27 protein-coding genes are annotated in these 25,425 nt (G+C 55.2%); 16 read left to right on the top strand and 11 right to left on the bottom strand.

Annotation, left to right across the window (positions count from 1 at the left end; translation table 11 throughout):
- Positions 1-32: 32 nt before the first annotated feature.
- Positions 33-683 carry a carbonic anhydrase gene (locus tag Q0775_RS08650; protein WP_298859296.1) on the bottom strand — a complete coding sequence of 217 codons (651 nt, stop codon included), beginning with the start codon at positions 681-683 and terminating at the stop codon, positions 33-35.
- Between the two features lie 148 nt (positions 684-831).
- Between Q0775_RS08650 and Q0775_RS08645 the strand changes: the two genes are divergently transcribed.
- The 3 genes from Q0775_RS08645 to Q0775_RS08635 all read left to right on the top strand — a co-directional run bounded on the left by Q0775_RS08645 (position 832) and on the right by Q0775_RS08635 (position 3,452).
- Complete coding sequence (locus Q0775_RS08645) at positions 832-1,212, top strand: hypothetical protein (protein WP_298859294.1); 381 nt, start codon at positions 832-834, stop codon at positions 1,210-1,212.
- Between the two features lie 69 nt (positions 1,213-1,281).
- Complete coding sequence (locus Q0775_RS08640; RefSeq protein WP_298859292.1) at positions 1,282-2,664, top strand: M17 family metallopeptidase; 1,383 nt, start codon at positions 1,282-1,284, stop codon at positions 2,662-2,664.
- Positions 2,661-3,452: an NlpC/P60 family protein gene (locus Q0775_RS08635; RefSeq protein ID WP_298859290.1), complete on the top strand. Its 792-nt coding sequence runs from the start codon at positions 2,661-2,663 to the stop codon at positions 3,450-3,452. The genes Q0775_RS08640 and Q0775_RS08635 overlap by 4 nt, the downstream gene beginning before the upstream one ends.
- Here the strand turns inward: Q0775_RS08635 and Q0775_RS08630 are convergent.
- Both Q0775_RS08630 and Q0775_RS08625 read right to left on the bottom strand, forming a co-directional pair.
- Entirely contained in the window at positions 3,439-4,422 is a 984-nt protein-coding gene (locus tag Q0775_RS08630) for a 2-oxoglutarate and iron-dependent oxygenase domain-containing protein (protein WP_298859289.1), read from the bottom strand. The genes Q0775_RS08635 and Q0775_RS08630 overlap by 14 nt on opposite strands.
- Before the next feature lie 12 nt (positions 4,423-4,434).
- Complete coding sequence (locus tag Q0775_RS08625; protein WP_298859287.1) at positions 4,435-4,785, bottom strand: DUF2794 domain-containing protein; 351 nt, start codon at positions 4,783-4,785, stop codon at positions 4,435-4,437.
- Between the two features lie 115 nt (positions 4,786-4,900).
- Here Q0775_RS08625 and paaI point away from each other — a divergent pair, with 115 nt between their 5' ends.
- Both paaI and paaK read left to right on the top strand, forming a co-directional pair.
- Positions 4,901-5,341, top strand: a complete 441-nt coding sequence (gene paaI, locus Q0775_RS08620) for a hydroxyphenylacetyl-CoA thioesterase PaaI (RefSeq protein ID WP_298859285.1) — start codon at positions 4,901-4,903, stop codon at positions 5,339-5,341.
- On the top strand, positions 5,338-6,648 hold the full coding sequence (gene paaK, locus Q0775_RS08615) for a phenylacetate--CoA ligase PaaK (protein ID WP_298859283.1): 1,311 nt from the start codon (positions 5,338-5,340) through the stop codon (positions 6,646-6,648). The genes paaI and paaK overlap by 4 nt, the downstream gene beginning before the upstream one ends.
- On the opposite strand, the gene Q0775_RS08610 is transcribed toward paaK, so the two are convergent.
- Positions 6,645-6,923 (bottom strand): I78 family peptidase inhibitor, encoded by a 279-nt coding sequence (locus Q0775_RS08610; protein WP_298859281.1) that lies wholly within the window; start codon positions 6,921-6,923, stop codon positions 6,645-6,647. The genes paaK and Q0775_RS08610 overlap by 4 nt on opposite strands.
- 160 nt (positions 6,924-7,083) lie before the next feature.
- On the opposite strand from Q0775_RS08610, the gene Q0775_RS08605 reads away from it, so the two are divergent.
- The 6 genes from Q0775_RS08605 (at position 7,084) to Q0775_RS08580 (ending at position 11,881) form a co-directional block, all read left to right on the top strand.
- Complete coding sequence (locus tag Q0775_RS08605; RefSeq protein ID WP_298859279.1) at positions 7,084-8,013, top strand: AEC family transporter; 930 nt, start codon at positions 7,084-7,086, stop codon at positions 8,011-8,013.
- A 58-nt stretch (positions 8,014-8,071) separates the two neighbouring features.
- Positions 8,072-8,905 carry an S-formylglutathione hydrolase gene (gene fghA, locus Q0775_RS08600; protein WP_298859277.1) on the top strand — a complete coding sequence of 278 codons (834 nt, stop codon included), beginning with the start codon at positions 8,072-8,074 and terminating at the stop codon, positions 8,903-8,905.
- Positions 8,902-9,357: a YaiI/YqxD family protein gene (locus Q0775_RS08595; protein ID WP_298859275.1), complete on the top strand. Its 456-nt coding sequence runs from the start codon at positions 8,902-8,904 to the stop codon at positions 9,355-9,357. The genes fghA and Q0775_RS08595 overlap by 4 nt, the downstream gene beginning before the upstream one ends.
- 39 nt (positions 9,358-9,396) lie before the next feature.
- Positions 9,397-10,017: an HAD family phosphatase gene (locus Q0775_RS08590; RefSeq protein ID WP_298859273.1), complete on the top strand. Its 621-nt coding sequence runs from the start codon at positions 9,397-9,399 to the stop codon at positions 10,015-10,017.
- Entirely contained in the window at positions 10,014-10,937 is a 924-nt protein-coding gene (locus Q0775_RS08585; protein ID WP_298859271.1) for an ornithine cyclodeaminase, read from the top strand. Before Q0775_RS08590 ends, Q0775_RS08585 begins: the two co-directional genes overlap by 4 nt.
- A 68-nt stretch (positions 10,938-11,005) precedes the next feature.
- On the top strand, positions 11,006-11,881 hold the full coding sequence (locus Q0775_RS08580) for an alpha/beta hydrolase (protein WP_298859269.1): 876 nt from the start codon (positions 11,006-11,008) through the stop codon (positions 11,879-11,881).
- Here Q0775_RS08580 and Q0775_RS08575 read toward each other — a convergent pair.
- Positions 11,878-12,402, bottom strand: a complete 525-nt coding sequence (locus Q0775_RS08575; protein WP_298859267.1) for a hypothetical protein — start codon at positions 12,400-12,402, stop codon at positions 11,878-11,880. The two genes, Q0775_RS08580 and Q0775_RS08575, sit on opposite strands and share 4 nt — an antisense overlap.
- A 140-nt stretch (positions 12,403-12,542) precedes the next feature.
- Positions 12,543-13,778, bottom strand: a complete 1,236-nt coding sequence (locus tag Q0775_RS08570) for an MFS transporter (protein ID WP_298859265.1) — start codon at positions 13,776-13,778, stop codon at positions 12,543-12,545.
- Between the two features lie 113 nt (positions 13,779-13,891).
- On the opposite strand from Q0775_RS08570, the gene zapE reads away from it, so the two are divergent.
- Positions 13,892-14,953, top strand: coding sequence for a cell division protein ZapE (gene zapE / locus Q0775_RS08565; protein ID WP_298859262.1), 1,062 nt, complete (start codon positions 13,892-13,894; stop codon positions 14,951-14,953).
- On the opposite strand, the gene Q0775_RS08560 is transcribed toward zapE, so the two are convergent.
- From Q0775_RS08560 to Q0775_RS08540, 5 genes are all read right to left on the bottom strand, one after another.
- Complete coding sequence (locus tag Q0775_RS08560) at positions 14,950-15,159, bottom strand: hypothetical protein (RefSeq protein ID WP_298859260.1); 210 nt, start codon at positions 15,157-15,159, stop codon at positions 14,950-14,952. The genes zapE and Q0775_RS08560 overlap by 4 nt on opposite strands.
- A gap of 117 nt (positions 15,160-15,276) precedes the next feature.
- On the bottom strand, positions 15,277-16,551 hold the full coding sequence (locus tag Q0775_RS08555; RefSeq protein WP_298859258.1) for a folylpolyglutamate synthase/dihydrofolate synthase family protein: 1,275 nt from the start codon (positions 16,549-16,551) through the stop codon (positions 15,277-15,279).
- 91 nt (positions 16,552-16,642) lie between these two features.
- A complete protein-coding gene (gene accD, locus Q0775_RS08550; RefSeq protein ID WP_298859256.1) occupies positions 16,643-17,587 on the bottom strand; it encodes an acetyl-CoA carboxylase, carboxyltransferase subunit beta in 945 nt (314 codons plus the stop codon).
- Positions 17,588-17,648: 61 nt separating this feature from the next.
- On the bottom strand, positions 17,649-18,545 hold the full coding sequence (locus Q0775_RS08545; RefSeq protein ID WP_298859254.1) for a CPBP family intramembrane glutamic endopeptidase: 897 nt from the start codon (positions 18,543-18,545) through the stop codon (positions 17,649-17,651).
- Positions 18,545-21,616 (bottom strand): ABC transporter transmembrane domain-containing protein, encoded by a 3,072-nt coding sequence (locus Q0775_RS08540; RefSeq protein WP_298859253.1) that lies wholly within the window; start codon positions 21,614-21,616, stop codon positions 18,545-18,547. Before Q0775_RS08540 ends, Q0775_RS08545 begins: the two co-directional genes overlap by 1 nt.
- 144 nt (positions 21,617-21,760) lie before the next feature.
- On the opposite strand from Q0775_RS08540, the gene ilvD reads away from it, so the two are divergent.
- From ilvD to Q0775_RS08520, 4 genes are all read left to right on the top strand, one after another.
- Positions 21,761-23,527, top strand: coding sequence for a dihydroxy-acid dehydratase (gene ilvD, locus Q0775_RS08535; protein ID WP_298859252.1), 1,767 nt, complete (start codon positions 21,761-21,763; stop codon positions 23,525-23,527).
- A complete protein-coding gene (locus Q0775_RS08530; RefSeq protein ID WP_298859250.1) occupies positions 23,508-24,113 on the top strand; it encodes a hypothetical protein in 606 nt (201 codons plus the stop codon). The genes ilvD and Q0775_RS08530 overlap by 20 nt, the downstream gene beginning before the upstream one ends.
- A 120-nt stretch (positions 24,114-24,233) precedes the next feature.
- Positions 24,234-25,007 (top strand): DUF6478 family protein, encoded by a 774-nt coding sequence (locus Q0775_RS08525; RefSeq protein WP_298859248.1) that lies wholly within the window; start codon positions 24,234-24,236, stop codon positions 25,005-25,007.
- Positions 25,008-25,047: 40 nt separating this feature from the next.
- A complete protein-coding gene (locus tag Q0775_RS08520) occupies positions 25,048-25,422 on the top strand; it encodes a hypothetical protein (RefSeq protein ID WP_298859246.1) in 375 nt (124 codons plus the stop codon).
- Positions 25,423-25,425: the final 3 nt, after the last annotated feature.

The following is a 25,425-nucleotide window of genomic DNA, read 5'->3' as shown; positions in this document are numbered from 1 at the left end:
ACCTTGTTTAGAAACACCAAACACACCTGGGCTTAGACTGGCTCGAACAACTGCGTCTCGGGGCTATAGTACTCCAGACCGCCTTCGGCGATATCGGTCCACATTCCATGTATCGTCAAATCACCTGATGTGACCTTCTCCGCAAGCCATGGAAACGTCATTAAGTTTTCGAGCGAGATCATAATCGAGTGCTTTTCGAGCTGGCGAACCTGCTCTGCGGGATCAGCGATATCCTTGACCAACTCGTACTTGGGTCGCAAGATGTCCATCCATCGCCCGACAAAACTCTCTTTTTCGTCGAGGTCAGGCGCATGGCCTGTGCACATGTCCAGACACCCCTGCACGCCACCACAATTCGAGTGACCCAACACAATAAGATGCGCAACTTTCAGCACACGCACTGCGTATTCCACTGCGGCCGAGGTTCCGTGCTGCGCCCCATCCGGTTTATAAGCCGGTACAAGGTTGGCGATATTACGGTGGATAAAGAACTCTCCCTGATCCGCGCCAAAAATCGATGTCACATGCACTCGGCTGTCACAGCACGAAATAACCATCGCGCGGGGATGCTGCCCCCCTGTCGCGAGCTTGCGGTACCACGCGCTATTCTCCGCGTAAGTGGTGGCTTTCCAACCGTGATAGCGCTGCAATAAGTAGCTTGGTAAGGGCTTTGCCTCGTTCATGGAAAGCGGGCCTCCTGATAATTGTTCGCACACAGTTAGACTGAATTATCACCGAATTCGAGCGAAAACACCGCTTGGCGGCAACCATTTAAAAACTCCTGCCCCTCATAAGGACGTCAGCCGTGGGGGCATAATTTAGGGGTGAGAGATGAACCACATTGTAAATATCCGTGTTGCCGAACAAATCCAGCTGGATCAGGTCAGGCTGGGAACACTCTATGCGCAGTTGGGAGAAGCAGGTGCGGGGAATGTCATTTCCCGCGCGATGGAGGAGTTGGCCGTGCGTTTAGCACAGTGTGATGCGCTGTGGCGTTCCAAAAATCCTGTGCAGCTACGCAAACATGCGCGGTCACTGATTGCGATTGCAGACCAGATCGGAATGCACCGCCTTGCGCAGGTCGCCGCTGATGTGACCGTTTGCCTTGATGCCGACGATGACGTCGCTGTTGCCGCCACATTATCAAGGATGCTGCGGATTGGAGAGCGGTCGCTATCAGCGATATGGTCTATGGAAGACCTGAGCATCTGAGGCCGCTTGCAGCGGGGGCAGGATTGTCTAGGCTGGCGAACGTATTTCATCTGAAAGGTCTGCACGCCCATGACATTAAGTTTCGCCACCACCACATCTGATGTGATTAATCTTTATGTCGTACCTCAGGATGAGGCGAATGCGTGGCTAGCGACGTTGCCTGCGGCGACTGCTGAATGGGCACGGGCCAGCGGATTTACCGGTGCAATTGGTCAGGCACTCACGCTGCCTGCCACTGACAAATACCCCGCCCTTGCCGTGGTAGGGTACGGCAGCGACACAACACGGAAACGGGGGAGGTTCCATCTTGCGGCCGCGGCGGTGAAACTGCCTGCGGGTACGTACCGTATCGCAAGTGGCGTGCCAAAGGACCAGTTAGAGATCGAAGCACTTGGCTGGCTGCTGAGCAGTTATCGCTTTGATCGTTATAAAACCATTCCTCCGATGACTGCTTATCTGGTCGCACCCGCAGGTGTTGACGTCACCCGTGTCGAAGCGATTGCAAATGGCGAAGCGCTCACCCGCACACTGATCAATACACCTGCCTCCGACATGGGGCCGCCCGATCTGGAGCAAGCCTCTCGCGATCTTGCCGATATGCACGGCGCAAAGATTGAAGTCACTGTGGGGGAGGACCTACTGAAGGCGAATCTGCCAATGATCCACACAGTGGGCAGGGCCGCTGATCGTGCGCCACGCTTGATTGACATGCGTTGGGGCGATGCAGGTCCCAAGCTCACATTGGTCGGTAAGGGTGTTTGTTTTGACACGGGTGGTTTGAACCTGAAACCCAGTGCCTCAATGGGATTGATGAAAAAAGATATGGGCGGTGCTGCCGCAGTATTGGGCCTTGCGCATATGATCATGGCCACAGGCGTGCAGGTGCAACTTCGCGTGCTAATCCCCGCCGTTGAAAACTCGGTTTCTAGCAACGCATTTCGCCCGCAGGACATCCTGATTTCTCGCAAGGGTCTAACCGTTGAGATCAACAATACCGATGCCGAGGGTCGTTTGGTGCTGGCCGATGCATTAGCTTTGGCAGATGAAGAGAAACCCGATCAAATCATCTCGATGGCAACCCTGACGGGCGCTGCACGCGTCGCAGTTGGCCCCGACCTCGCACCCTATTTCAGCGATGATACCAAGTTTGTTGCCGCTCTTGAGGCATCTGCTGCATCTGTTGCGGACCCTGTCTGGCGCCTGCCCTTCCATGATCCCTATGAAAATATGATAGAGCCTGTGGTTGCCGACCTCGATAATGCACCCTCTGGCGGGTTTGCAGGGTGCATCACCGCAGCCCTTTTTCTGAGGCGGTTCGTGACTGCTAGCAACTATGCGCACTTCGACATATACGGCTGGCAACCCGTCGCCGCACCCGCGCGCGCCAAGGGGGGCGTGGGGCAAGGCACCCGCGCATTGCTAGACGCTCTCGACAGGATATTGACCAAATGACCCACGCCCGACTGACCCCCGATCCCGAATTTTCCGGCCTGAATGAAGACGCGCAAATCGGGCGCGGGGTGGTGAACCTTCTGCGCAAACCCAACGGTGCGCGAGATCGCCAGCTTTTGCTGGGTGCGGAGGTCAAAGTTCTATGGCGGCATGAGGGCTGGGCCTATGTCCAAGCAAATGCAGATGACTATTGCGGGTTTGTAGGCGTTGCCTCGCTGACCAAGCCACAGGTTTTGACCCATAAAGTCAGCGCACCTGGCAGCCACGGATATCAAAACGCGGCATTCAAATCGATTGACCGGAGTGCCATGAGCCACGGCAGCTTACTCGCTTCCTCGGGCGAGCAAGACGGTTTCATCCAGACTTCGCACGGCTTCGTGCCGGTACAGCACATCACTGCAATTGATGATTTTGCAGATGATCCTGCCGATATCGCCTCCCTTTATGCAGGCACGCCCTACCTGTGGGGCGGTAATAGCCGCTGGGGCATTGATTGCTCTGGTCTGGTGCAAGCAGCCTGTGCTGCCTGTAACATATCCTGCCCCGGTGACAGCGATATGCAAGAAGCCGAGCTGGGTACCCTGCTTGACGATACGGCCGTACCAGAGCGGAATGACCTGCTTTTCTGGAAAGGGCATGTGGCTCTCGTATGGGATGAAGAGACACTCATTCACGCCAATGCACATGCAATGGCGGTGGTCTTCGAGCCGATCCAAGACGCCATTGACCGTATCGCGCAAACCGACGGAGCCATCACTGCACATCGCAGGCTGGTTATTCCTTCTTGAACTGCGCAAAGCTCTTTTTGTTGCGTCCAGCGATATGCTCCCCAGCTTTAACGGGCGGGTAGAGGCACGCGGAATCTGGTATGCCCAGATCACGGGGGTCCACAATAGTATCCGTGTGAGGGTCAAAGAACACAGGAATGGAATAGCGGGCGCGGCCGGATCTATTGATCACGCGGTGTAGGGTTGAGGCGAAGCGGTCATTGCTCCACCGCGCCAGAAGATCACCGATATTGCAGACCAATGTACCCGCAATAGGCGGGGCCTCGATCCATTCGCCTGACTTGAGTTTGACCTGCAAACCACCGTTCATGTCTTGCAATAAGAATGTCAAAACGCCAAAATCCGTGTGCGCCGCCACACCAAACCGCTCTTCCGCGTCATCCGTCGCTGTTGAAGGCGGGTAATAAACCAACTGCCCTCGCGCCAATGGTTTTTCATAGGCTTTGGCGAAGAAATCAGCCGGGCGATCAAGGCTGAGCGCAAGTGCAGACATCACATGCCGCGCCACGGCGCAGACCGCGTTGTAATATGGCGTCAGATCTTTGCGCAAACGGGGATAAGCTTTATCGGGCCATTGATTGATCGCCACCAACGGTTTGCCCGCAAGAATATCTACATCGTTCGCTGCTGTTTGCGGCCCCCAGAAGAACACTTCCTTCAAATCGTGGGTCTTGGCCCCTTGGAGGGTCGACATCCCCGTGGCCATCCACCCACGCTGGTTCGTGTTGACGGCGACGGTTTCTTTGATGCTCGCTCGTTGGGCAAAAAAATCCTGCGCCACGGCAAAGGCGGCGTCCATCATATCAGGCAAAATCCCGTGACCGTTGATGTAAAAAAACCCAATCTCAGTGGCTGCACGGTGTATTTGGTCTGCAACCCCCTCAACATCAGAGCCGTTCAGTGCTGGCCCCACGTCAATGACGGGAATGGCGCTTTGCTCTACTTGTCCAGCGGCAGCAAAATCATCCAAATTGCTTCTCCATCAATCAATCGCCCGGATCAACTTCCGCTCCAGCACGCGTAAAACACCCTTGAGATCATGGCCCCTTTTCAGAACCTGACCGTTTAAGCCAATCACAGCGTATTCACCTTGTTTCAGGCGTAGTTTAGGCCGTTTCTCTATCCGGTAGAGTGGCATCTCGGCGGTACGACGAAAGACCGAAAACACTGCCACTTCTCGCAAGCACGAAATACCATAGTCACGCCATTCACCCGCCGCGACCATTCTGCCGTATAGCGACAAGATCACCGAAAGCTCGGTTCGATGAAATGCGACCTGCTCTACAGGTTTCTGAGGGGCAATCGAGCCAACTGGAAGTCTGGGTACATTCATACCATCAGAGTTGCCCCGCATGCCGCGCAAATCAAGCCCTTTAGCATCAAAATGCTTGATTGTGTTACAAATAGAGATATGGTTCGAAAATTGTGAAACGTATTGAGGCTAAGCCATGACCCCACAAATGCGCGCCGAAAAAGCAGCAAACGCTATGCTTTCGACCGATAATGCGACCAAGAGCTTGGGTATGGAAATCACAGCCATTGCACCGGGGGCGGCGACACTCACCATGCGGGTGCGCGACGAGATGCTGAACGGCCACAGCATTTGCCACGGTGGTTACATCTTCACTCTCGCAGACAGCGCTTTTGCCTTTGCGTGTAACAGTTACAACAAACTCACAGTCGCTCAACAAAACCAGATCACTTACATTGTGCCGGGAAAGGCGGGCGAATTGCTCACCGCCACGGCATCCGAGACTGCATTGAGCGGGCGGTCAGGTGTGTACGACGTTTTGGTCACGGGGGAAGACGGGCGCACCGTTGCCACCATGCGCGGCCTGTCGCGTACAATAAAGGGACACCTATTTCCCGAAGATGGAGAAAACGCATGAAAGACCTTACACCAAATCACAGCACCCTTGATCCGATCGAGATTGCCAGCCGCGACGAGATCAGCGCGCTCCAGCTGGAGCGGTTACAATGGTCCGTGCGCCACGCCTATGACAATGTGCCCTTCTACAAGAACAGCTTTGACAAAGCAGGGGTACATCCAGACGATATCAAAGACTTAAGCGATTTAGCAAAGTTCCCCTTCACCGTCAAAACTGATTTGCGTGATAACTATCCCTTTGGCATGTTTGCCGTACCGCAGGATCAGGTAAAGCGCATCCACGCCTCCTCTGGCACTACCGGGCAGCCGACTGTTGTGGGTTATACAGAGAATGATCTCAAAAATTGGGGCAACGTCGTTGCGCGATCATTGCGGGCGGCCGGGATGTGTCCGGGTGATATGCTGCACAATGCATATGGCTACGGCCTGTTCACAGGCGGGATGGGCATCCATCTGGGAGCCGACGCACTGGGCCTGTCGACGATTCCGATTTCGGGCGGGATGACACCGCGTCAGGTCCGCCTGATTGAAGATTTCAAACCTAAAGGTATAACTGTCACCCCCTCTTATGCCCTTTCCATTCTGGATGAGTTTAACGCCCAAGGGCTGGATCCGCGCGATTGCTCACTCCAGGTGGGCATCTTTGGCGCGGAGCCGTGGACAAACGCTATGCGCCTCGAGATTGAGCAGGCGTTCGACATGCATGCGGTTGATATCTATGGTTTGTCCGAAGTGATGGGGCCAGGTGTCTCGATGGAATGTGTCGAGAGCAAGGATGGCCTGCACATCTGGGAGGACCACTTCTATCCCGAGATCATCAATCCAGAAACGGGCGAAGTCATGGCCGAGGGGGAGCAGGGGGAATTGGTGTTCACCTCCCTCACTAAAGAAGCATTTCCCATCATCCGCTACCGCACCCGCGATCTAACGCGGCTCTTGGCGGGGACGGCGCGCAGCATGCGGCGGATGGAGAAGGTCACAGGGCGCAGCGACGACATGATCATCCTGCGCGGTGTCAACGTATTCCCCACCCAAATCGAAGAGCTGATCATGCAGCAGCCCGCTCTTGCACCGCACTTCCAGATTGAGCTAGCGCGGCCTGACCGCATGGATCAGATGCGTATTCTCACTGAAATCTCGGACCCAAGGGCCAATGATGCCACCCGCGCCAAAGCGACAGCCATGCTCTCGGCGGCGGTAAAACAGGCGGTCGGCATCAGCGTCAAAGTCGAAGTCGGTACAAGCGGCTCTGTCCCACGCTCAGAAGGAAAAGCCGTTCGCATCGTGGACAATCGTCCAAAATCCTAGCCGCAGGTGATGGCAATGATATTGTCAGTCTCATTCAGCTGAATATTCAGGCGACCCGCATTGAAGTCAGTGGTCACTGCATCGTTTGGACCAACAAGGCGCTTTGGCTCTGGCAAAGCCAAAGATGAGGCCGCGTCCATTCCGATCAAACCCTGATGGGCTGCTGCGTTGCAGTTGTCTGGCCCACCTGCCGGAGCGGCGCCTGTGCGCGGTGTTGTAACAGGAAGTGCGCCACAACCTGCCACGAATAACCCTGCCAAAAGTGCATATTTCATCTGCTAAGCCCTAATAAAATTCTCTGTGCAACGTTATCGCCTAACTGGGCCATGTTCGCCAGTGCTGCTTGAAACGATCCGCAAACATCCTATCTGCGCAGGTGACATAACATGCTAATTTCCACTAGCGGAAGAACCATCGCCAAGCTATCTGTCGAACATGCTGGCGATCTTCCTCAAAACTCTACCCTTTTTTGCACTCATCGGTCTGGGGTACTGGGCCGGTCGAACGCGGTTCTTTACCGCTGAGGCGACTGCCTATCTGACTAAATTTGTATTCTACTTTGCCCTGTCGGCGATGCTGTTTCGCTTTTCCGCAAACCTTTCACTGGCCGAGGTCTGGAATGGCCGACTGGTTGCCGCCTATCTTTGGGGCACCGCATTTGTATACGGCATCGCAATGCTGGTGAGTTATTTGCGGGGTCTGGATGTCGAAACCACAGCGATAGAGGCCCAATGCGCGGCGATTGGAAACGTGGGTTTCCTTGGTGTACCGATGCTTGTCCTCTTGTTGGGGCCAGATGCGATCGGTCCTGTGATGTTGGCATTAGCGGTTGATTTGATCGTGTTTTCTTCGCTCATCACCATCCTGATCACTGGATCACGCGATGGCAGGATGAGTCTAGCAATTTTGCGCACAGTAGGCCTTGGCCTGCTTCGCAACCCGATGATCGTTGCGATCACGCTCGGACTTTTATGGTCCGCATTAGAAATCCCGATTCCTGCGCCAATGAACGAGTTTCTCACCCTGCTCGGTGCCGCAGCAACGCCCGGCGCGTTATTTGCAATCGGTGCGTCGCTGGCCTCGAAATCAGCTGAACGTATCTCGGTCGCGGGTTGGCTAAGTTTCTGCAAATTGGTGCTGCACCCGCTCTTGGTGGCCTTCGCCTGCTTTGTCTTGTTCAAGGTGGACCCTTATCAGGCAACCGTGGTCATTTCAGCCGCTGCACTGCCTGTGGCGGGAAACGTTTATATCCTTGCACAGCATTACGGCGTAGCACCCCAGCGGGTCTCTGCTACGATTTTAGTCTCCACAGCGCTGAGCATCGTGACCGTCAGCCTATGGATTGCATGGCTCACAGGCAGCTAACACTTGCCCCGCCGCGCCACGCTCGGTAGCCATGGGTGATCTCGCAATAGGAGCCACCATGGAAACTCTCTCGTCAAACGCCTGCTTTGGCGGCATGCAACATGTCATCAAGCACGCCTCCAGCAGTTGCGCTTGCGATATGACCTTCGCACTCTTCCTTCCAGCAGAGGCACAAGACGGCCCTGTTCCAGTTTTGTGGTTTTTGTCGGGCCTGACCTGCACCCACGAGAATGCGATGGTCAAAGCGGGTGCTCAGTCATGGGCCGCAGAGCAAGGGATCGCGCTTGTGTTCCCCGACACCTCACCGCGCGGTGAAGGAGTAGCCAATGACGAAGCATATGATTTGGGCCAAGGCGCAGGTTTCTATGTGAACGCGAGCCAAGACCCGTGGAAACCGCACTTCCAGATGTGGACCTATATCGCTGACGAGTTGCCTACCCTTCTGGCCGAGCATTTTCCATTGGATATGGAACGCCAATCCATAACAGGACACTCTATGGGCGGGCATGGCGCACTCACACTCGCGATGTCTTATCCCGATCGCTTTGCCTCAGTCTCCGCCTTTGCGCCCATCGCACATCCTACGGCAAGCGACTGGGGCCGCAAACAGCTTACCGCCTATCTGGGCGCTGATGAAAGCACATGGTCTGCGCATGATGCGACCTTGCTCATGCAGGAAAAAGGGTTTGACGGGCCCGTGTTGATTGATCAGGGGACCGATGACCAATTTCTTGATTTACTCCAACCCGAAGCGCTGAGCGCTGCTATGGCAAAACGCCGCCAGAACGGCATTTTCCGCATGCAGCCAGGATATGATCACAGCTATTTCTTCATCGCGACCTTTATGGAAGATCATGTGACTTTCCATGCTGACGCGCTGTGGTCTGCATGACTGCTGTCTATATTGATGCAGATGCCTGCCCCGTAAAGGATGAGGCAGAGCGCGTGATTACGCGGCACAAGATCAAGATGTACATGGTCTGTAATGGCGGTCTTCGTCCCTCGCGCAATCCTTATGTCGAGAATATCATCGTGCCAGACGGGCCGGACGTGGCCGACATGTGGATCGCAGATCGCGCGGGACGTGGAGATGTGGTGGTCACGGGCGATATTCCGCTGGCAGCTAAATGCGTTGAGGCGGGGGCGCGGGTGATCAAACATAACGGTGAAGCGCTCACCGAAGCCAACATCGGCAATGTGCTGGCAACACGCGATCTGATGACAGACCTGCGCGCTGCCGATCCGTTTCGACAAGGCGGTGGCAAAGGCTTCACCAAGGCGGACCGCTCGCGGTTTCTAGAGGCTCTTGAGCGTGAAATCAGGGCCGCGAGCAGACTGGTGTAATCGTTTTGGAGAAGTTTCAATCCGAGTGAAAGGCAGAATATGACCCCTAAGGCTGTGATCTTTGACATCGGGAACGTGCTCATTGAATGGCAGCCCGAGCGTTATTTCGACGGCTGGCTCGGTGAGGAGCGGCGACGCAAAATGTTTGCCGAAGTCGACCTGCACGCCATGAATGATCGTGTCGACAAAGGTGAGAGCTTTACCCGCGTCATTACCGAGACATCCGATGCGTTTCCACAATGGCACGCCGAAATCTGGCATTGGCACGAGAACTGGCTCGATCTGGCCTCTCCTGCGATTGACCATTCTGTCCGCCTAATGGAAGCCTTGCAGGAAAAGGGTGTGCCCGTGTTTTCGCTCACCAACTTTGGGATTGAGACATACGCGCTGGCTGCGACCAAATACTTCTTCTTGCGCGGCTTTGACCGCGATTTCATCTCAGGTCATATGGGCGTGATCAAACCCGACCCGCAAATTTATCAAATGCTGGAGTTCGGATCTGGCCTATCGGGGAAAGACCTCTTGTTTACGGACGACCGCGTAGAAAATATCAAAGCCGCCTCCCTACGAGGGTGGCAAACACACCTGTTTGAAGAACCCCAAGGCTGGGCCGACTGTTTGGTAACCGCAGGGCTGCTCATGGAGAACGAAGCACGATGACGTCTATACCTTTCATCTCTTTCGATGCTGGCGAAAAATTGCTCGACTGGATCAATCTCACTGACGCTTTGGCGCAGGGGCACACCCGACCAAAGGCCCAAATCGGCGATACCTTCCTCTACCGCGATCCCGATACGTTGCTGAGCCGTGCAGCATGGATTGACGGGATGGGAATAGCCGTAAAATCCGCAACGATTTTTCCCCGGAATGTCGATAGCGGCAGGCCAAATATCAACGGCGGGGTGAACCTTTACTCCGACACCGACGGCACATTGGAAGCCATTATTGATTTCCATCTTGTAACAAAGTGGAAAACTGCAGGAGACAGCCTATTATCAGCGCGACGGCTTGCTCGGCCCGATGCCACGCGCATTCTGCTGGTTGGAGCAGGCACAGTTGCACAGTCTCTTCATGCTGCCTATTCCGCAGCTTTTCCAAATGCTTCCTTCACCGTCTGGAGCCGCACACAGGCCAGTGCGGATGTTTTCGCTGAAAAAATGCCCAATGTTGCAGTTGCCGCTGATTTGGAAACGGCAGTGGGCGGGGCCGAGATCATCGGCAGTGCCACAATGACGACCGAGCCTGTTATAAAAGGGGCATGGCTTCAGGAGGGTCAACATATTGACCTCATCGGCGCATACCGACCCGACATGCGCGAAGTAGATGACGAGGCACTGCGACGTGCGCGGCTGTTCGTTGACAGTTTTGACACCACTTTGGATCATATCGGTGAGATTAAAATACCGTTGGAGAGTGGTGCCATCACACGCGAGCATATTATTGCAGACTACTATGATCTGGACGCTTTCAAGCGGACTTCCGACAGTGAAATTACTATTTGCAAGAATGGCGGCGGTGCACATCTGGACCTGATGACCAGCCGGTATATCCTCGACCAATGGCATAACGCTGCCTCGTGATTTGGCTCATCCTCCTTCTTGCCGCGCTTGTCGCGACCCCTTTCGTTATTGAGCATTATCGCCCAGTGATGAGCGATGGGCGCCGCGGCTCTGCACCGGGGCGGTTTGTGGAGCTATCCCAAGGGGTGACGCATTTTCACATAATTGGCCCAACGGAAGGTCCCCTGATCGTCTGCATCCATGGATTAACAACCCCGAGTTTTGTTTGGCGGCCACTTACAAAAGGCCTTGTATCGATGGGTTTTCGAGTTCTGGTCTATGATCTCTATGGTCGTGGATTTTCGGACCGTCCAAGCGACCCCCAGGATAAGGTATTCTTTAACCAACAGCTTGATGATCTGTTGGCGTACCTCGATATTGATGATCCTTTTTACCTGATCGGCTACTCGATGGGCGGCGCAATTGCGACTGGGTTCACAGCGACCCACCCCCAACGCGTGCGGCGGCTCATCCTTCTTGCATCAGCCGGAATGACACTGGGAGATGCCCCCCTGCGCAGGTTTATTCGTGACCGTGGCATTGCTGGTCATTGGCTAATGCTGGCCGCTTATCCAAACCTGCTCCGCCGTGGTATCCGAGCTGAACGGGAACTGGGAATTGTCAGCTCAGACATTTCCGAAGGCCAAGAGGCGCAGCTTTCCTTCCAAGGGTTTGTTCCTGCGGTATTGGCCAGCCTGCGGGGTATTCTATCTAGACCGATGGAGGGGGAGCACATGGCGTTGCGCCGTGCTGGTTTACCTGTCCTCGCACTTTGGGGTGCGGAGGATGACGTAATTCCTGCCAGCGCAATGGGCCGGCTTGCCGCGTGGAACCGTGATGTCACGCAAGAGGTGATCGAGGATGCGGGACATGGCATGCCTTATACGCACACTGACGAAGTCCTTGCCCATATCGCCGCTTTCCTACCCGCGCCCGAAGGTGATGATTGGGGTCACGACACTTAGCGAAAGGCGGGGTAACAGGCACCTGACGTTTTGCTGATCTTGCAGGCACTGCGCATATATTTTTCGTATTTCGCCTCGCTTCGTCCGTCAAAACCACCGCGCTTGTACTCTTGTGCTGTCATGTAACACCCCCATGCATGCCCTGCTTTGCACATCTTAGAAAAGGTTTGAAACTGGCATTTGGGAGTAGACGCTTCGGCGGGCTTGCCCCCGCTCCAAACAGTATTTTTGATCGCGGCACCTGCATTCACACAGGCATTTCCATCGCCCAACGCACATGCCCGCATGTACAAAGGGTAGGTCGCCAGATTGTCGTCTGGCGAGTTTCCCGCCTCAACAATTTGAGCGGAGTCGAAGCATGCTTTTCCGTTACCGCTTTTGCATTGGCTGATACACTGACGCGGATTTTTAGCGCAATCCGCAACTTCTCCTGCGACAGCTGCCCCCGTTTTATAGACATTTGCAGGGCATGACTGTGGATAGGTACTTAACAACGGATCTGACCGGACAAAGCTGATCATCGCAACAGCCTTTTTCTGCTGCGCGCCGTTGCTTCCTGAGTCGTCAGGCTGCGCACTGTTACAAGCGGCTAAACCTAGCATCATTAGAAAAATTACTATGTATCTCATACCACTATCAATCACGTTTCACTGTGAAACTGTCAAGCAGTTGCAAGGCGCACAGGCTTTTCCCGAACGGGCAGATGGACAATTGCGCTGAACGCCCCCACGGCCACGCCGATCCACCAGACGGTGGTATAGGTGCCATAGGCATCATACATGCGTCCGCCCAGCCAAACGCCAACAAAGCTGCCCAATTGATGGCTGAAAAAGATGATCCCGTAGAGCGTGCCCATATACCGCAAGCCATAGATATGGGCGATCAATCCCGACGTGAGCGGCACAGTGGCAAGCCAGAGCGACCCCATCGCAACAGAGAAAAGGATCACACTCAGCGGCGTGATTGGCATTAAAATAAAAATCGCAGCGATGATTGTGCGGCCCGTGTATATGCCAGCGAGCAGGTACTTCTTCGAGTACCGCTTGCCCGCCCAACCAGCGAGCAGTGTACCCCCCACATTCGCAGCGCCGATCAGCGAAATAGCGACAGCACCGAGGGCCGATGTGGTAGTGATGCCCATGTTGTGCAGCGCACTTCCTGCGAGGATGGGGCCGCACATCTCAGTCACAAATGCAGGGAAATGCGCCGTGATGAATGCCAATTGATATCCGCAAGAGAAGAAACCGAGGAAGATGAGCGTATAGCTGGGATCCTTGAAAGCGCGCAGCAGGATCGTTCCCATCGCCTCTTCCAGCTCCGCACGGTTGACCTGAACAGGTGCCCGCATGAAGGGCAGCGTGAGGATCATCGACAGAATTGCAGCGGCAAAGACGACAAACACCATTTGCCAGCTCATTATACCCAGCAGCCATTCGGCCAATGGTGCGCCAAATATCTGGCCCGCACTGCCCGCTGCCGTGACAACCGCCAGCGCCATAGAGCGGTTGTCGTCAGATGCAGCACGCCCCACAACAGCAAGGATCACACCAAAGCCTGTGCCTGCAATGCCAAAGCCCACCAGCCAAGCATAGGTTTGATGGGCAATCGGCGTGTCAGCCCCCGCCGACAGGATAAGGCCCAGCGCATAAATCACCGCACCCAGCACAATCGCTTTGCGGTCCCCGATCTTTTCCGCCATCGCCCCGAACAGCGGCTGCCCGATCCCCCATGCGAGGTTCTGGATCGCAATCGCCAGCGAAAATTCGGCCCGAAGCCAGCCGAACTCTTCTGCAATGGGAATCTGGAAAACGCCAAAAGAGGCGCGGATGGCAAAGCTAACCATAATAATCACGCAGCCCACAATCAGGACAGGCGAGAAGAGAGGTGATTTTTCCATGGGACAGCTCCAGCAAATGCTGCACCAAACTGCGCTTGCTCTCACGCATCGTCAATCAGATGATTGTATGCACACACTTTCCAACGACACTACTTGGCGTTAGGGAAATGCTCATGACGAACCTGCGCACTCAATATGACCGAATGATCGCTGATGGCACTTTGCACCCTGACCCGGCGCAAGAAGCCTTGATGCCAGAGTTTGACCGCATCCGCGATGCGCTGTTGAATCCTGTGAAAACGGGGTTTTTTCGCAAATCGCCCGAACCACCCAAGGGGCTGTATCTTTGGGGCGGTGTAGGTCGCGGAAAGTCCATGTTGATGGATATGTTCGTGAGCAATCTGGAGGGCATTCCTGCGCGACGGGTTCATTTTCACGCCTTTATGCAGGAAATTCACAGCGCCATGCACGAGGCCCGCAAAACGGGCGTGGACGATGCCATTGCCCCTGTTGCAGAAGCAGTTAGCAGCTCTGTTCGGTTGCTGGCCTTTGACGAGATGCAGATCACCGACATTACCGATGCAATGATTGTTGGCCGCTTGTTCGAGGCTCTGTTTGCAGATGGTGTCGTCGTCATTACTACGTCGAACCGTATCCCCGATGACCTCTATAAACATGGACTTAACCGTAATTTATTTGTGCCATTTATCGAACTGATCAAGGAAAAAATGGTTGTGCATGAATTGGCTAGCCCGACCGATTATCGTCAGGACCGCCTGTCGGGCAGCCCCGTCTATTTTACCCCCGTAAACGCAGAGAGCCGCGCAGCAATGGAGGCGGTCTGGCACGATCTAACTGGCGGAGAGGCAGGCCCACTGACTCTGCGCGTAAAGGGGCGCGATGTTGTCCTGCCCGCGTTTCGCAACGGGGTAGGCCGTGCACGTTTTCATGCATTGTGCGGACAGCCCTTAGGCGCTGCCGATTACCTCGCTATTGCAGAAGCTGTCAAAGTGCTGATGCTAGATGATATCCCCACATTAGGGCGTACCAATTTCAATGAGGCAAAGCGCTTTGTGACGTTGATTGATGCGCTCTATGAGGCACGCGTCCGGCTGATCTGTTCTGCGGCGGCGCAGCCAGAAATGCTCTATCTTGAAGGGGAAGGCACGTTTGAATTTGAACGCACCGCTTCGCGCCTGCGCGAAATGCAAAGCGAGGATTGGGCCGCAGCTTAATTACTCTCTGCTATTCCCGTAAGGTCTGACGGCCCCCGCGTCACCGCATCGTTAAATGCCTCGGGATGGTAGGGTGCCTTTTGCCCCAAAAGGCTCCACGCGCCGAGCCCCATGATACCCAAAGCAACACTACACGCGATTACCTGACGCAGAATGGCCGTTTTAGAGTCAATTGTGGTGTCGGTTTTTGTTGGCTCTACAGGCATGCGCGATCCTCGGAATTATCAGTACTCATGCAATGCTCTACATGGTCTGTTATTGCGAGTTTCCTAATGCGCGCTATTACCTTAGGTCAATCGCTCCAAGCTGCATTTGGTGGCTGTTTAACCGTTTGACCGCAATATGTTGCCTGCAAGATACAGCGAACCACAGATCAAAATGCGTGCATGAGGGTCGACATCGACGATTTTACCCACTGCGGTTTCGACATCTTCCGCCTCTGTTGCGACCATGCCAACACTCTGGGCCGCTTGCGCTGTCGTAGCCGCTGGCAGCGTTGCCGCTTCACCAGGAATTGAGACGGCATGCAGCGCTGTCACATGAGGCGCAAGGGGGCGCAAATAGCCCGAGATGTCTTTGGTGCTGAGCATCCCGCAAATCATATAGGTCGGCACAATTGGCAACTCATCCAGCACAGTGGCGAGTGCCACGCCTGCCGCTGGATTGTGCCCCCCGTCCAGCCAAAGCTCGGCCGCACCTGCGGCATCAATCAACGGACCATATTTGAGCCGCTGCATCCGTGCAGGCCACTGAGCGTTTGTGACCGCCCCTTCGCAGGCTGCGTTATCAAAACCCAGCGCACGAAGCGTTGCGATGGCCCCTCCTGCGTTTTGCACCTGATGTAACCCCGGCAATTTGGGGAGCGGTAGATCAAGCAATCCTTGCTCGTCTTGATACACCATCCGTCCTGCTTCGCGGTATGCATGCCAATGCTGGCCGTAAATACTCAGCGGGGCAATATTTCGGGCGGCAACCGCTTCGATCACCTCTAGGCCTGACTCCTGCTGCGGGCCCACAATACAGGGCACGCGACGCTTGATAATGCCGGCCTTCTCGCCTGCAATCTCGGGCAATGTCTCACCTAGGAACTGCTGATGGTCGAGGTCCACTGGTGTGATGACTGTGGCCGCTGGCGTGTCGATGACATTGGTCGCATCCAAACGCCCGCCAAGGCCGACTTCAAGCAGCGTGTAATCCGCTGGTGTGCGCGAGAAGGCGAGCAGGGCCGCACAGGTTGTGATCTCGAAGTAAGTAATGTTCTCGCCATTATTGGCGGCATAACACTCGTCCAGAACTTGTGTCAGGTGCTCTTCGGTAATCAGCTCTCCAGCAAGCCGGATACGCTCGTGAAACCGTGCAAGATGGGGAGAGGTATAGGCGTGAACCTTCTTGCCAGCAGTCTCTAAACCCGCGCGGATCATCGCTTGGGTAGAACCTTTACCGTTGGTGCCTGCGATGTGGATCACGGGAGGAAGCGCGTTTTGGGGATTGCCCAGCGCATCAAGCAGCTTGAGCATTCTGTCCAGCGTCAGGTCGATAATCTTGGGATGCAGCGCCATCATGCGCTCAAGGATGAGGTCGGATGTTTCGGCCGTCATATAGAAAAATCTCTTCTAAAATGCGCGAGTACAAATCCACAATATGCAGCATTGGCGTCGCTCGAAACCAATCGCGGCAACGCCTTCAGGGTCACTTTTTCGGATCAGACTGTGGCGCGACATCCGCTTTTTGCGGCACTTCATCAGAAACGTCAGAAGGGGCTGGTAAGTCACCACGCACAGCAGGCGGCAAACCCATTAACATGCGTGTAATCGTGATCAACTCATCGCGCATTTCCGTACGCGAGGTGACACGGTCCAGCATCCCATGCTCCAGCAGATATTCTGCACGTTGAAACCCTTCGGGCAGTTTTTCGCGGATCGTCTGTTCGATCACACGGGGGCCAGCAAAACAAATAAGCGCGTTTGGCTCCGCGATATGCACATCACCTAACATTGCATAGCTGGCGGTGACGCCGCCCGTGGTCGGGTGGGTCAGCACGACGATATAGGGCAGATCAGCCTCTTTGAGCATCTGAACAGCAACCGTGGTACGCGGCATCTGCATCAGGCTCAGAATGCCCTCTTGCATGCGCGCACCACCTGCGGCGGAGAAGAGGATCAGCGGACGCTTGAGCTTTACTGCTTCTTCGGCTGCGGCAATAATCGCGTTGCCCACATACATGCCCATGGAGCCAGCCATAAAGCTGAAGTCCTGCGCACAAGCCACAATCGGCGTGCGGCCAATCTCGCCTGCGGCGACGAGCATCGCCTCGTTCTCTTCGGTCTGTTTTTGCGCGGCGCGCAGGCGGTCAGGATATTTCTTTTGATCGCGGAACTGGAGTGGGTCCACGGTGGGCGCAGGCACCTTGACCTCATTGAACACACCGCCGTCAAACAGGGCTGCAAAACGCTCACGCGCAGTGATGTGCATGTGGTGGCCACAGTTGGTGCAGACGTTCAGATTGTCGCTGACCTCACGGTGAAACAGCATCGTGCCGCATTCATCGCATTTCGTCCAAAGGTTTTCGGGTGTCTCGCGGCGCGAAAAGATCGAGTTGATCCGCGGGCGGACATAGTTGTTGATCCAGTTCATATCGCGGGCCTCGTACCATTACGCATGCCCCTCAAATAAGGGGGTCGCGCGGGAATTGCAATCAGCGGCGCAAGGCCAGTCGTGCTGCCAGCCAGCTTACAATCATCATGGCGAAATCGACGGGCATCCATGCGCGTAGCTGTGCCTCATCCTCCATCCCGAAGGGCGTATGCCAAAGCGACAAACCTCCAAGAGCATCGGGCAACGAGGTGATCAGAAGAGCCGTGACATTGTTCACAAAATGCACAGCTAGCGCGGGCCCGATACTGCCTGCTCTCGCTGTCAAATCAGCCATCAGCACCCCAAACAGGCATGCCCAAACGACAATCATCACAGCATTCTCACCTGCCTCTGCAGGTTGATAGTGGAGTATCCCGAACAAAATGGACGGCAGCACCATCCAAACCAACGGTGAGGAAAAGCGCGCCCCGAGTTGCTGTTGCAGATACCCGCGAAAGAAAATTTCCTCAGCGCTGATTTGTACAAACACAGCGAACATCGAAAGCGGGAGGAGCAGCGCCCAAAGACCGAAGGCCATATTCGGCACCAAGTCGCCTCCGATTCCATAAGGAGGCAGGATCATTAGTACCGCTCCAAGCAGGATCAAAATGCCTGTCACGCGGAGAAACTGCGGAACCGCAAGGGTAATAGGGCCAAAGACCGTCAATGCGTCCCGCTTGTGCACAAACTTCACTACGGCAAAAACGCTGATACTAATGAGCGCAAAACTTGCCAACAGGACATACATGGCCAGCGGCGTATCACTCGCCATAAGCTCATCCTGAAAGGTAGGGCGACAACGGGTCAGTCCTGACACAGCCTGATTAAAGAGTAACGCCAACGGAATATACACCGCGACCATCGCAACGATACCAAGCAATGTCCGCCACAGCTCTGTGCGTTTTACTGCCGCTGTCGTGTGCAGCACGTGGGCGGAGTAGTCTGGTATCAGGCGCATCACGGTTCATCCTTGAACGTATCACGGGGAATTTCGATTTGCGCATCGCGTATCACTTCCGCTGCACCGCTCAAATGCCCTGCTACGGTTTTTAGCAAGCTCATCAAAACGGTTGTATCACTCTCAATGACTGATCGGAATTCTTCGGCACCAATCCTGAGGAAACGTGTATCTTCAAGCGCTTTCAGACTCGCTTTGCGCGGCTCATGGATGATAACAGCCAGATCGCCAATGACACGACCCGGCTCAACAGTTGAGATGTGATGCTCTATGCCGTCCTTATCAAGCAACCTCACCTCGGCTTTGCCAGAGAGGCACAGATAAACCGCGTCAGCCTTTTGCCCCATACTGAATATGGTCGTCCCAGAGGGCGCATCATACCATTGCGCCGCAAAGGCCAAAAGCCTCTGGGCCCGCGGCACGAGCGCACCGAACAAGCTGCTGCGTTGAATCAGTTTCAGCTTGCGCCGCAAGTCGTCGGAAATGTTGTCAGAGCTGTCGAACCGCTCGGTGCTGTCGACCCCGTCAATCCGGCCATGGTTAATTTCCACGAACATATCATAGCTGTCAGGCGCATCAAATGCATCATCGAGGAATATCTGCGTCGTATCAGGCAACAAGTCACGCAACCGCTCACGCGTTCGGGTCAGGTCACTTCCGGCAAGAGCTTGATCAAATATGATCACATCAGGTCGTTTGATCGCAGCGCGGGTGAATGCAGCACGCTCATGTATCGTTTGAGGCAGATTGGTGCCGCCAATTGCGGTAGGTATGTCAAAGGCAATACGGGCCACTTGGGCGCGCAAATCATGCTCTCGCAGCACGTCGGATACAGCATCCACAACCAGATCGGCCTGCACCCCTGCCATCGCTGAAATACGCCCGTAAATGAGGTTCTCAAGCAGGGTCATCCGTGGCAGGAAGTTATCAGGTGCAACGGGCACAAAAAGATCCTTGGCCAACTCCCGCAGTTTCGCGCCCCGACTGCGCCGGATTTTTAAGATTTCGTCCTTGAAAGCTTCGGGAAAAGCGGGGCCGATCTGCTCTGCTGTCAGGGCGAAGGGAACGGTCAGAAGCAGTGCGAATTCATCTTGGCTCAATGCGCCATCGCCTTTGGTGCGGCGGCGGGTGGCAATATCAACAAGCTGCTCATAGAGGTCTTCGTCGATGTTCAAAGAGGTGAACAGCGGATGGTTTGTGCCGTCCATGCCAAAGGTTTGGTGCAATGTCTCAACCAGCGTTTGGGAAATCCCGATACCCTGCTCTGCCAGACCTTTTTCAGCGATCATTCCGATAAACACTTTTTCTGCGGCAAGGCCACGCTGGCTGATATCACGACGCGGCGCAGCAAACATCAGGTTACCGCCAAGCGGGATCGCAGGATTGAACTTTTCCGGATCAAAGCGGTGAATCGCCCCATCAAGGTTGCGCTCTTTAAGCGTCTCATAGACCTGCTCTCGAAGGCCAATGATCGAACGGGCCAGCGCCGCATGTTCGGTCACGTCAATTTTAGCCCCCAACATGCCTCGGATGATGGCCTCGTCAGTATTGAGCACGCGGCTCAACTCAAACCACCAATCATAGACGTCGTCCATGGTATCCAAGCCAGCTAATGCAGGATCAATCCACTCGGCACGCAAGCTATCAAGGCTATTGCCTGCGCGGCGTGCCTCGATCCCGAGACTATCTTTGTGATTGGGGTCCCACAACACCGTCTTGGGCGATGTCCGCAATGACATCAAAAGGTTGTCGCCGATGGTACCGTGAAATAAATACGGTTGCGCACGCACATAACCGATCCGCGCCGCAATCACCGCCTGATGCAGCGTCGAAATATCGATGTCGCCCATGACAACACTGCCGCGCGTTGGTATGATCTCACGGGTCAGCAGTTCAGCAATCGCACGCCTCTCGGACGTCGAGGATGTCTTGATCGCGACTTGTGAGCCTTTGGGAATATCCAACGTGATATCTTCCAAAACTGCACTGCCGTCAGTGCCGCGCACAAACACATTCTGCAGTGCGATGGTACCTTTTAGGTGAGGTACGCTTTCTGGTGTGCCCTCGAACAGGGCTTCATCAATCATGCCAGCAGGCGCAAACCGTTCGGTCACGATCTCCCATCGCAGCGCCATATCTTGGGTTTGGTTGTAATAGGCCAGCAACTCTTTCCACGGGTTACTCAGGTCTTTGTAAGCTGCGAGGGCCGCGACCAGTGCACCCACTGTGATCTCGCCCTGAATGGCGAGAATACCGCCCACGAGGTAAAAGAAAAACGGCGTCAGCTGTGTGATAAAGTTGTTGAGAAACTTCATGAAGAATTTCTTTTGGTAGATTTTGAAGCGGATCTCGAACAACCGGCCCAAACGGTCGGTAAATTGCGCCAGCCGGAAGCGCCAACCGCCGTTGTTGCGCAGATCGGCAATGCCAGCAGCTGTTTCACCGATCTCGGCAGAGAGGAGGCGCACTTCGGTAATCCGCTCCTTGTTCAACAGGTTGATCTGGCGTTGCAGGATGGGAATGACATAGGCCTGCAATGGGATAAGCGCGATACCAGCGAGGCCGAACCAGAAGGATTGTAGGAACAAGAAGAAAACAATGGTGATCATCTGCCCCGCTTGAAACACAGGCTGCGCAATAAAATCGCCCATCAGGCCACCCATCGGCTCTGCCTCGGAGGTGATCATACTGACCAGTTCCCCCTGTGATGTGTCCTGAAAATACCGTGTTGGGAAGCGCATCGTGCGCGAAATCAGCGTGTACCGGAAACGGCGCAGCAAACGCTCGGCCGTGACACCCTTCATGGTATTCAGGCGCATTTTGAGCAGACCGTGCACCAACACGGCAGCTAAATAAGCGAAACAAAGCGCGGTCAAAAACTGGATTTGGCTAAGCTCAACGCCAACAACGCTGACCATCGGATCTTCAGCACCGATCGCGTCGTTAATGATCTGCTTTGGCAGGACCAAAGTCGTGTACAGCAGTGGGAAGGTCATCAGCGTAACCGCTAACAGAACAATCTGCTCACGCTTGGAGTGCTTCCAGATAAAGGCGAACAGGCTGCGGTCCATACTATGGCTTTCTGCGGGAATTTGAGTGTCATACTTAGGAGGTTACACCCTACAATGCCAGCCACCGCACACTGCAAACGCTTGCAGCAAGCGGTCAGCGCCATTATGCCGTTGTCAAAGAATTCTTCTCAGGAGTGCCCTTACATGTCCAGCAACCCACGTTTCGATAAATCCAAACTGCCCAGCCGCCATGTAACCGAGGGGCCGGCACGCGCACCGCATCGGTCCTACTACTACGCAATGGGCATGACGGAGGAGGAGATTCACCAGCCGCTGGTTGGTGTTGCGACATGCTGGAACGAGGCGGCACCATGTAACATCGCGCTCAACCGTCAGGCGCAGTCGGTTAAAGTCGGCGTCAAGGCTGAACAAGGGACGCCGCGCGAATTTACGACCATCACCGTTACCGACGGCATCGCGATGGGCCATGAAGGCATGCGCTCATCTCTCGCTTCACGTGAGGCGATTGCCGACACCGTTGAATTGACGATGCGCGGTCACTGCTATGACGCGCTCGTGGGTCTGGCCGGTTGTGACAAATCCCTGCCCGGTATGATGATGGCGATGATCCGCCTCAATGTGCCATCCGTATTCATGTACGGTGGCTCTATTCTGCCGGGCCGTACCGCCGAAGGCGCGAACGTGCCAGAGCAGTTCGCAAACCGCGACCTGACCGTTCAGGACATGTTCGAGGCTGTAGGCAACTGGCAAGGCGGTACGCTCTCCGAAGAAGCGCTTGATGTGCTTGAGCGCGTAGCATGCCCCTCTGCGGGTGCATGTGGCGGCCAGTTCACGGCCAACACCATGGCATGTGTGTCCGAAGCGATCGGCCTTGCACTGCCAAACTCGTCCGGTGCACCTGCCCCGTACAAAAGCCGCGATGAATACGCGATTGCTTCCGGCAAAGCAGTGATGAACCTCATTGAGAAGAACATCCGCGCCCGCGACATCTGCACACGCCAAGCGTTTGAGAACGCAGCACGTATTGTGGCCTGCACAGGCGGCTCTACCAACGCGGGTCTGCACTTGCCTGCGATGGCGCATGAGGCTGGCATCGATTTCTTCCTCGAAGACGTCTGTGAAATCTTCCGCGACACGCCACACTTTGTCGATATGAAGCCGGGCGGCGCGTACGTGGCCAAAGACCTCTATGAAGCGGGCGGTGTGCCTGTTGTCATGCGCGAGCTGCGCAAAGCGGGCCTGATCCACGAAGATTGTATGACGGTGACGGGCTATTCCATGGGCGAAGAGCTGGACAAAGTTGAGCGCGAGGCAGACGGCAAAGTCATCCATGCCATCAGCGATCCCATCAGCAAAACGGGCGGTGTTGTGGGCCTAAAAGGCAACCTTGCCCCCGAAGGAGCAATCGTCAAGATCGCAGGCATGAGCGACGAGGACATCGTGTTTACGGGTCCCGCATTGGTGTTTGAATGTGAACAGGACGCGTTTGAAGCCGTCCAAAACCGCACCTATTCCGAGGGCGATGTGTTTGTTATCCGCAACGAAGGTCCGCGTGGCGGCCCGGGCATGCGCGAAATGCTGGCCACCACGGCAGCGCTATCGGGTCAGGGTATGGGCAAGAAAGTGGCTCTCATCACGGATGGGCGTTTCTCTGGTGCCACACGTGGTTTCTGTGTTGGCCACGTTGGGCCAGAAGCAGCACTTGGCGGTCCTATCGGCCTTTTGAAAAATGGCGACATGATCACGCTAAACGCGATCACAGGCTCCATCTCTGTTGATCTAACAGATGAAGAGTTTGCTGAGCGCAAAGCGGCGTGGACAGGTCCACGCGAGACACTCTACGAGTCAGGCGCGCTTTGGAAATACGCTCAACTGGTCGGCCCAACCTATCTAGGAGCGGTAACGCATCCTGGCGCCAAGAAAGAGCGTCATGACTATATGGATCTCTAAACCCCTTATCGCGCTCGGCTTTATCTCAACGCTGGGCGCGTGTGAAGCGATGGATAAGGGCAATACACTTCTGGCGGGTCTCGCGCCGCCAGAAGATGCCGCCCTTCCCGCAGTACCATTGACACAAGCGTTAATGATGCGTGGCAATGTCACCTTGGTGCCACCATCAGGGTATTGCATAGACCCCGAAAGCCTGAGCCAGAGTTTTGCGCTTATGGCACGCTGTGACAACTTGGGAGCAGCGACTGGTGGGGAGGGTGCGCCAACGGGTGTCCTCACCGTCAGCCTTACGCGCAATGTCCTGAACCCGATTCTGCCAACTGCACAAGAAGTGGCAACGGCCGCGGGCGTGGGTGCACCCGAGGACGCGCGGAGCAACGACGACAGCATCGTTTTCCGCACTAAAGGGATCGCTCCGTCACCCGATCTTTCGCCCACACATTGGCGGTCTATCGCCAAGGTTGGCAAATATACGATGGGGGCCGCATTGTTTGGCCCTGCGGGCCGTCGGGCCGTTTCATCCGAAGGGGCCGCCGTTCTCGAAGAGATGATCAAACGCACCACAAATAAAACGAACGCAGGTTAAAAAATCACGATGCTTGCGTGGCACTAGGCTTGCATGGCAAACTGGTGATAATATGCAGGCTGCGGACATCTCGACAGTTCTGCGACATAAAAAGACACCGAGAGCAGCAAGGCAGACGATATGGCCAAACTTGGCGAACACCTCATTGATAAGGCAGTCTTTAGCCGAACACTCGCAAAGTGGGCGCGCAATGCGCGTATGGCGCGGGCCGCAGACCTGATCTCTTTGCGCCGTCAACGAATGCGCGCACGACAGCTCAAGGCGCATTTGGACCAGCTGATCCATGTCGCAGACGAACGTCTGGCCCTTCCCCTCGAAGGGTCCACCAGCTTTCCCAAGCCACATAATGCTGACTGGGCATGGCGCCCTGAACTTTGGCGCGGCCCCTTGCCAAAACCGGGTATGTCCGCTGTGCAAACCCGCTCCATGCTGGGCAATGAAATTACGCTTTTCCACGATTGCGAGTATTCAGAACTCACCCTGCGCCAGCTGCGCAACTTACGCGAAGAAGACCTCGCCCCCTACGGTCTGCGCATGGATGTGTTTCGTTTTGACGGGTCGTTCCTGTCGCTGGTTCTCGATCTGCCGGAAGGGGGCGTAGAAGGCCTCAAGCGAACCCACTTGATCCGTATGGACGTCATCGTCGAACTGGAAAAGCCGATCGAGATTTTTGCCCGCCTCAATATTAAAAACGGCCCCAACACCGAACAGATCGTGCGTGAGTTAGATCTGACGCAGGACCAAACCGTGGTTGAATTCGATCTGGCCTACTCAAACCTGAACGAGCGGCGGGTAGAAGGTGCATGGCTTGACCTGATCTTTGAGGGGCCTGAGATGAATCAGGTTGTTTTGCGTGATCTCACATTCTCACGCCGCCCCCGCGCCCAAATTTAACCCAAACTTTTCCCGCCCCTAAGGGCGATGGAGGGACGCTATGACCAGCCTCATTCTCACCAAAACCAAATTGCGACAGGGCGTTTGGGAAGGATTGCTTACCGGTTCGGTACAAGACACATCACCCGAGCTTGATGTTGTGCATCAAGGCAACCAAGTGCCAGACGTCACCGTGACAGCCCTGGAAGACAAAAGCGGATTTGCCGTACGCGTGCCCATCCCTCAAGATGCCATTGCAGACGGTATGCAGACGATTGTCGTATCTGACACGAAATCGGATGAACAGCTTGCGACAATCACGTTGATGGCAGGCGAAGCCTTGGGTGACGACATGCGGGTTGAAGTAGACCTGCTGCGTGCTGAACTGGATATGCTCAAGCGTGCATTCCGCAGACACTGCCTTGAGACGACCTAAGAG

The organism is uncultured Sulfitobacter sp. (assembly GCF_947499945.1).
Lineage (GTDB): Bacteria > Pseudomonadota > Alphaproteobacteria > Rhodobacterales > Rhodobacteraceae > Sulfitobacter.
The sequence above is the reverse complement of the archived record's forward strand: the minus strand, read 5'-3'. Positions and strand labels throughout refer to the sequence as shown.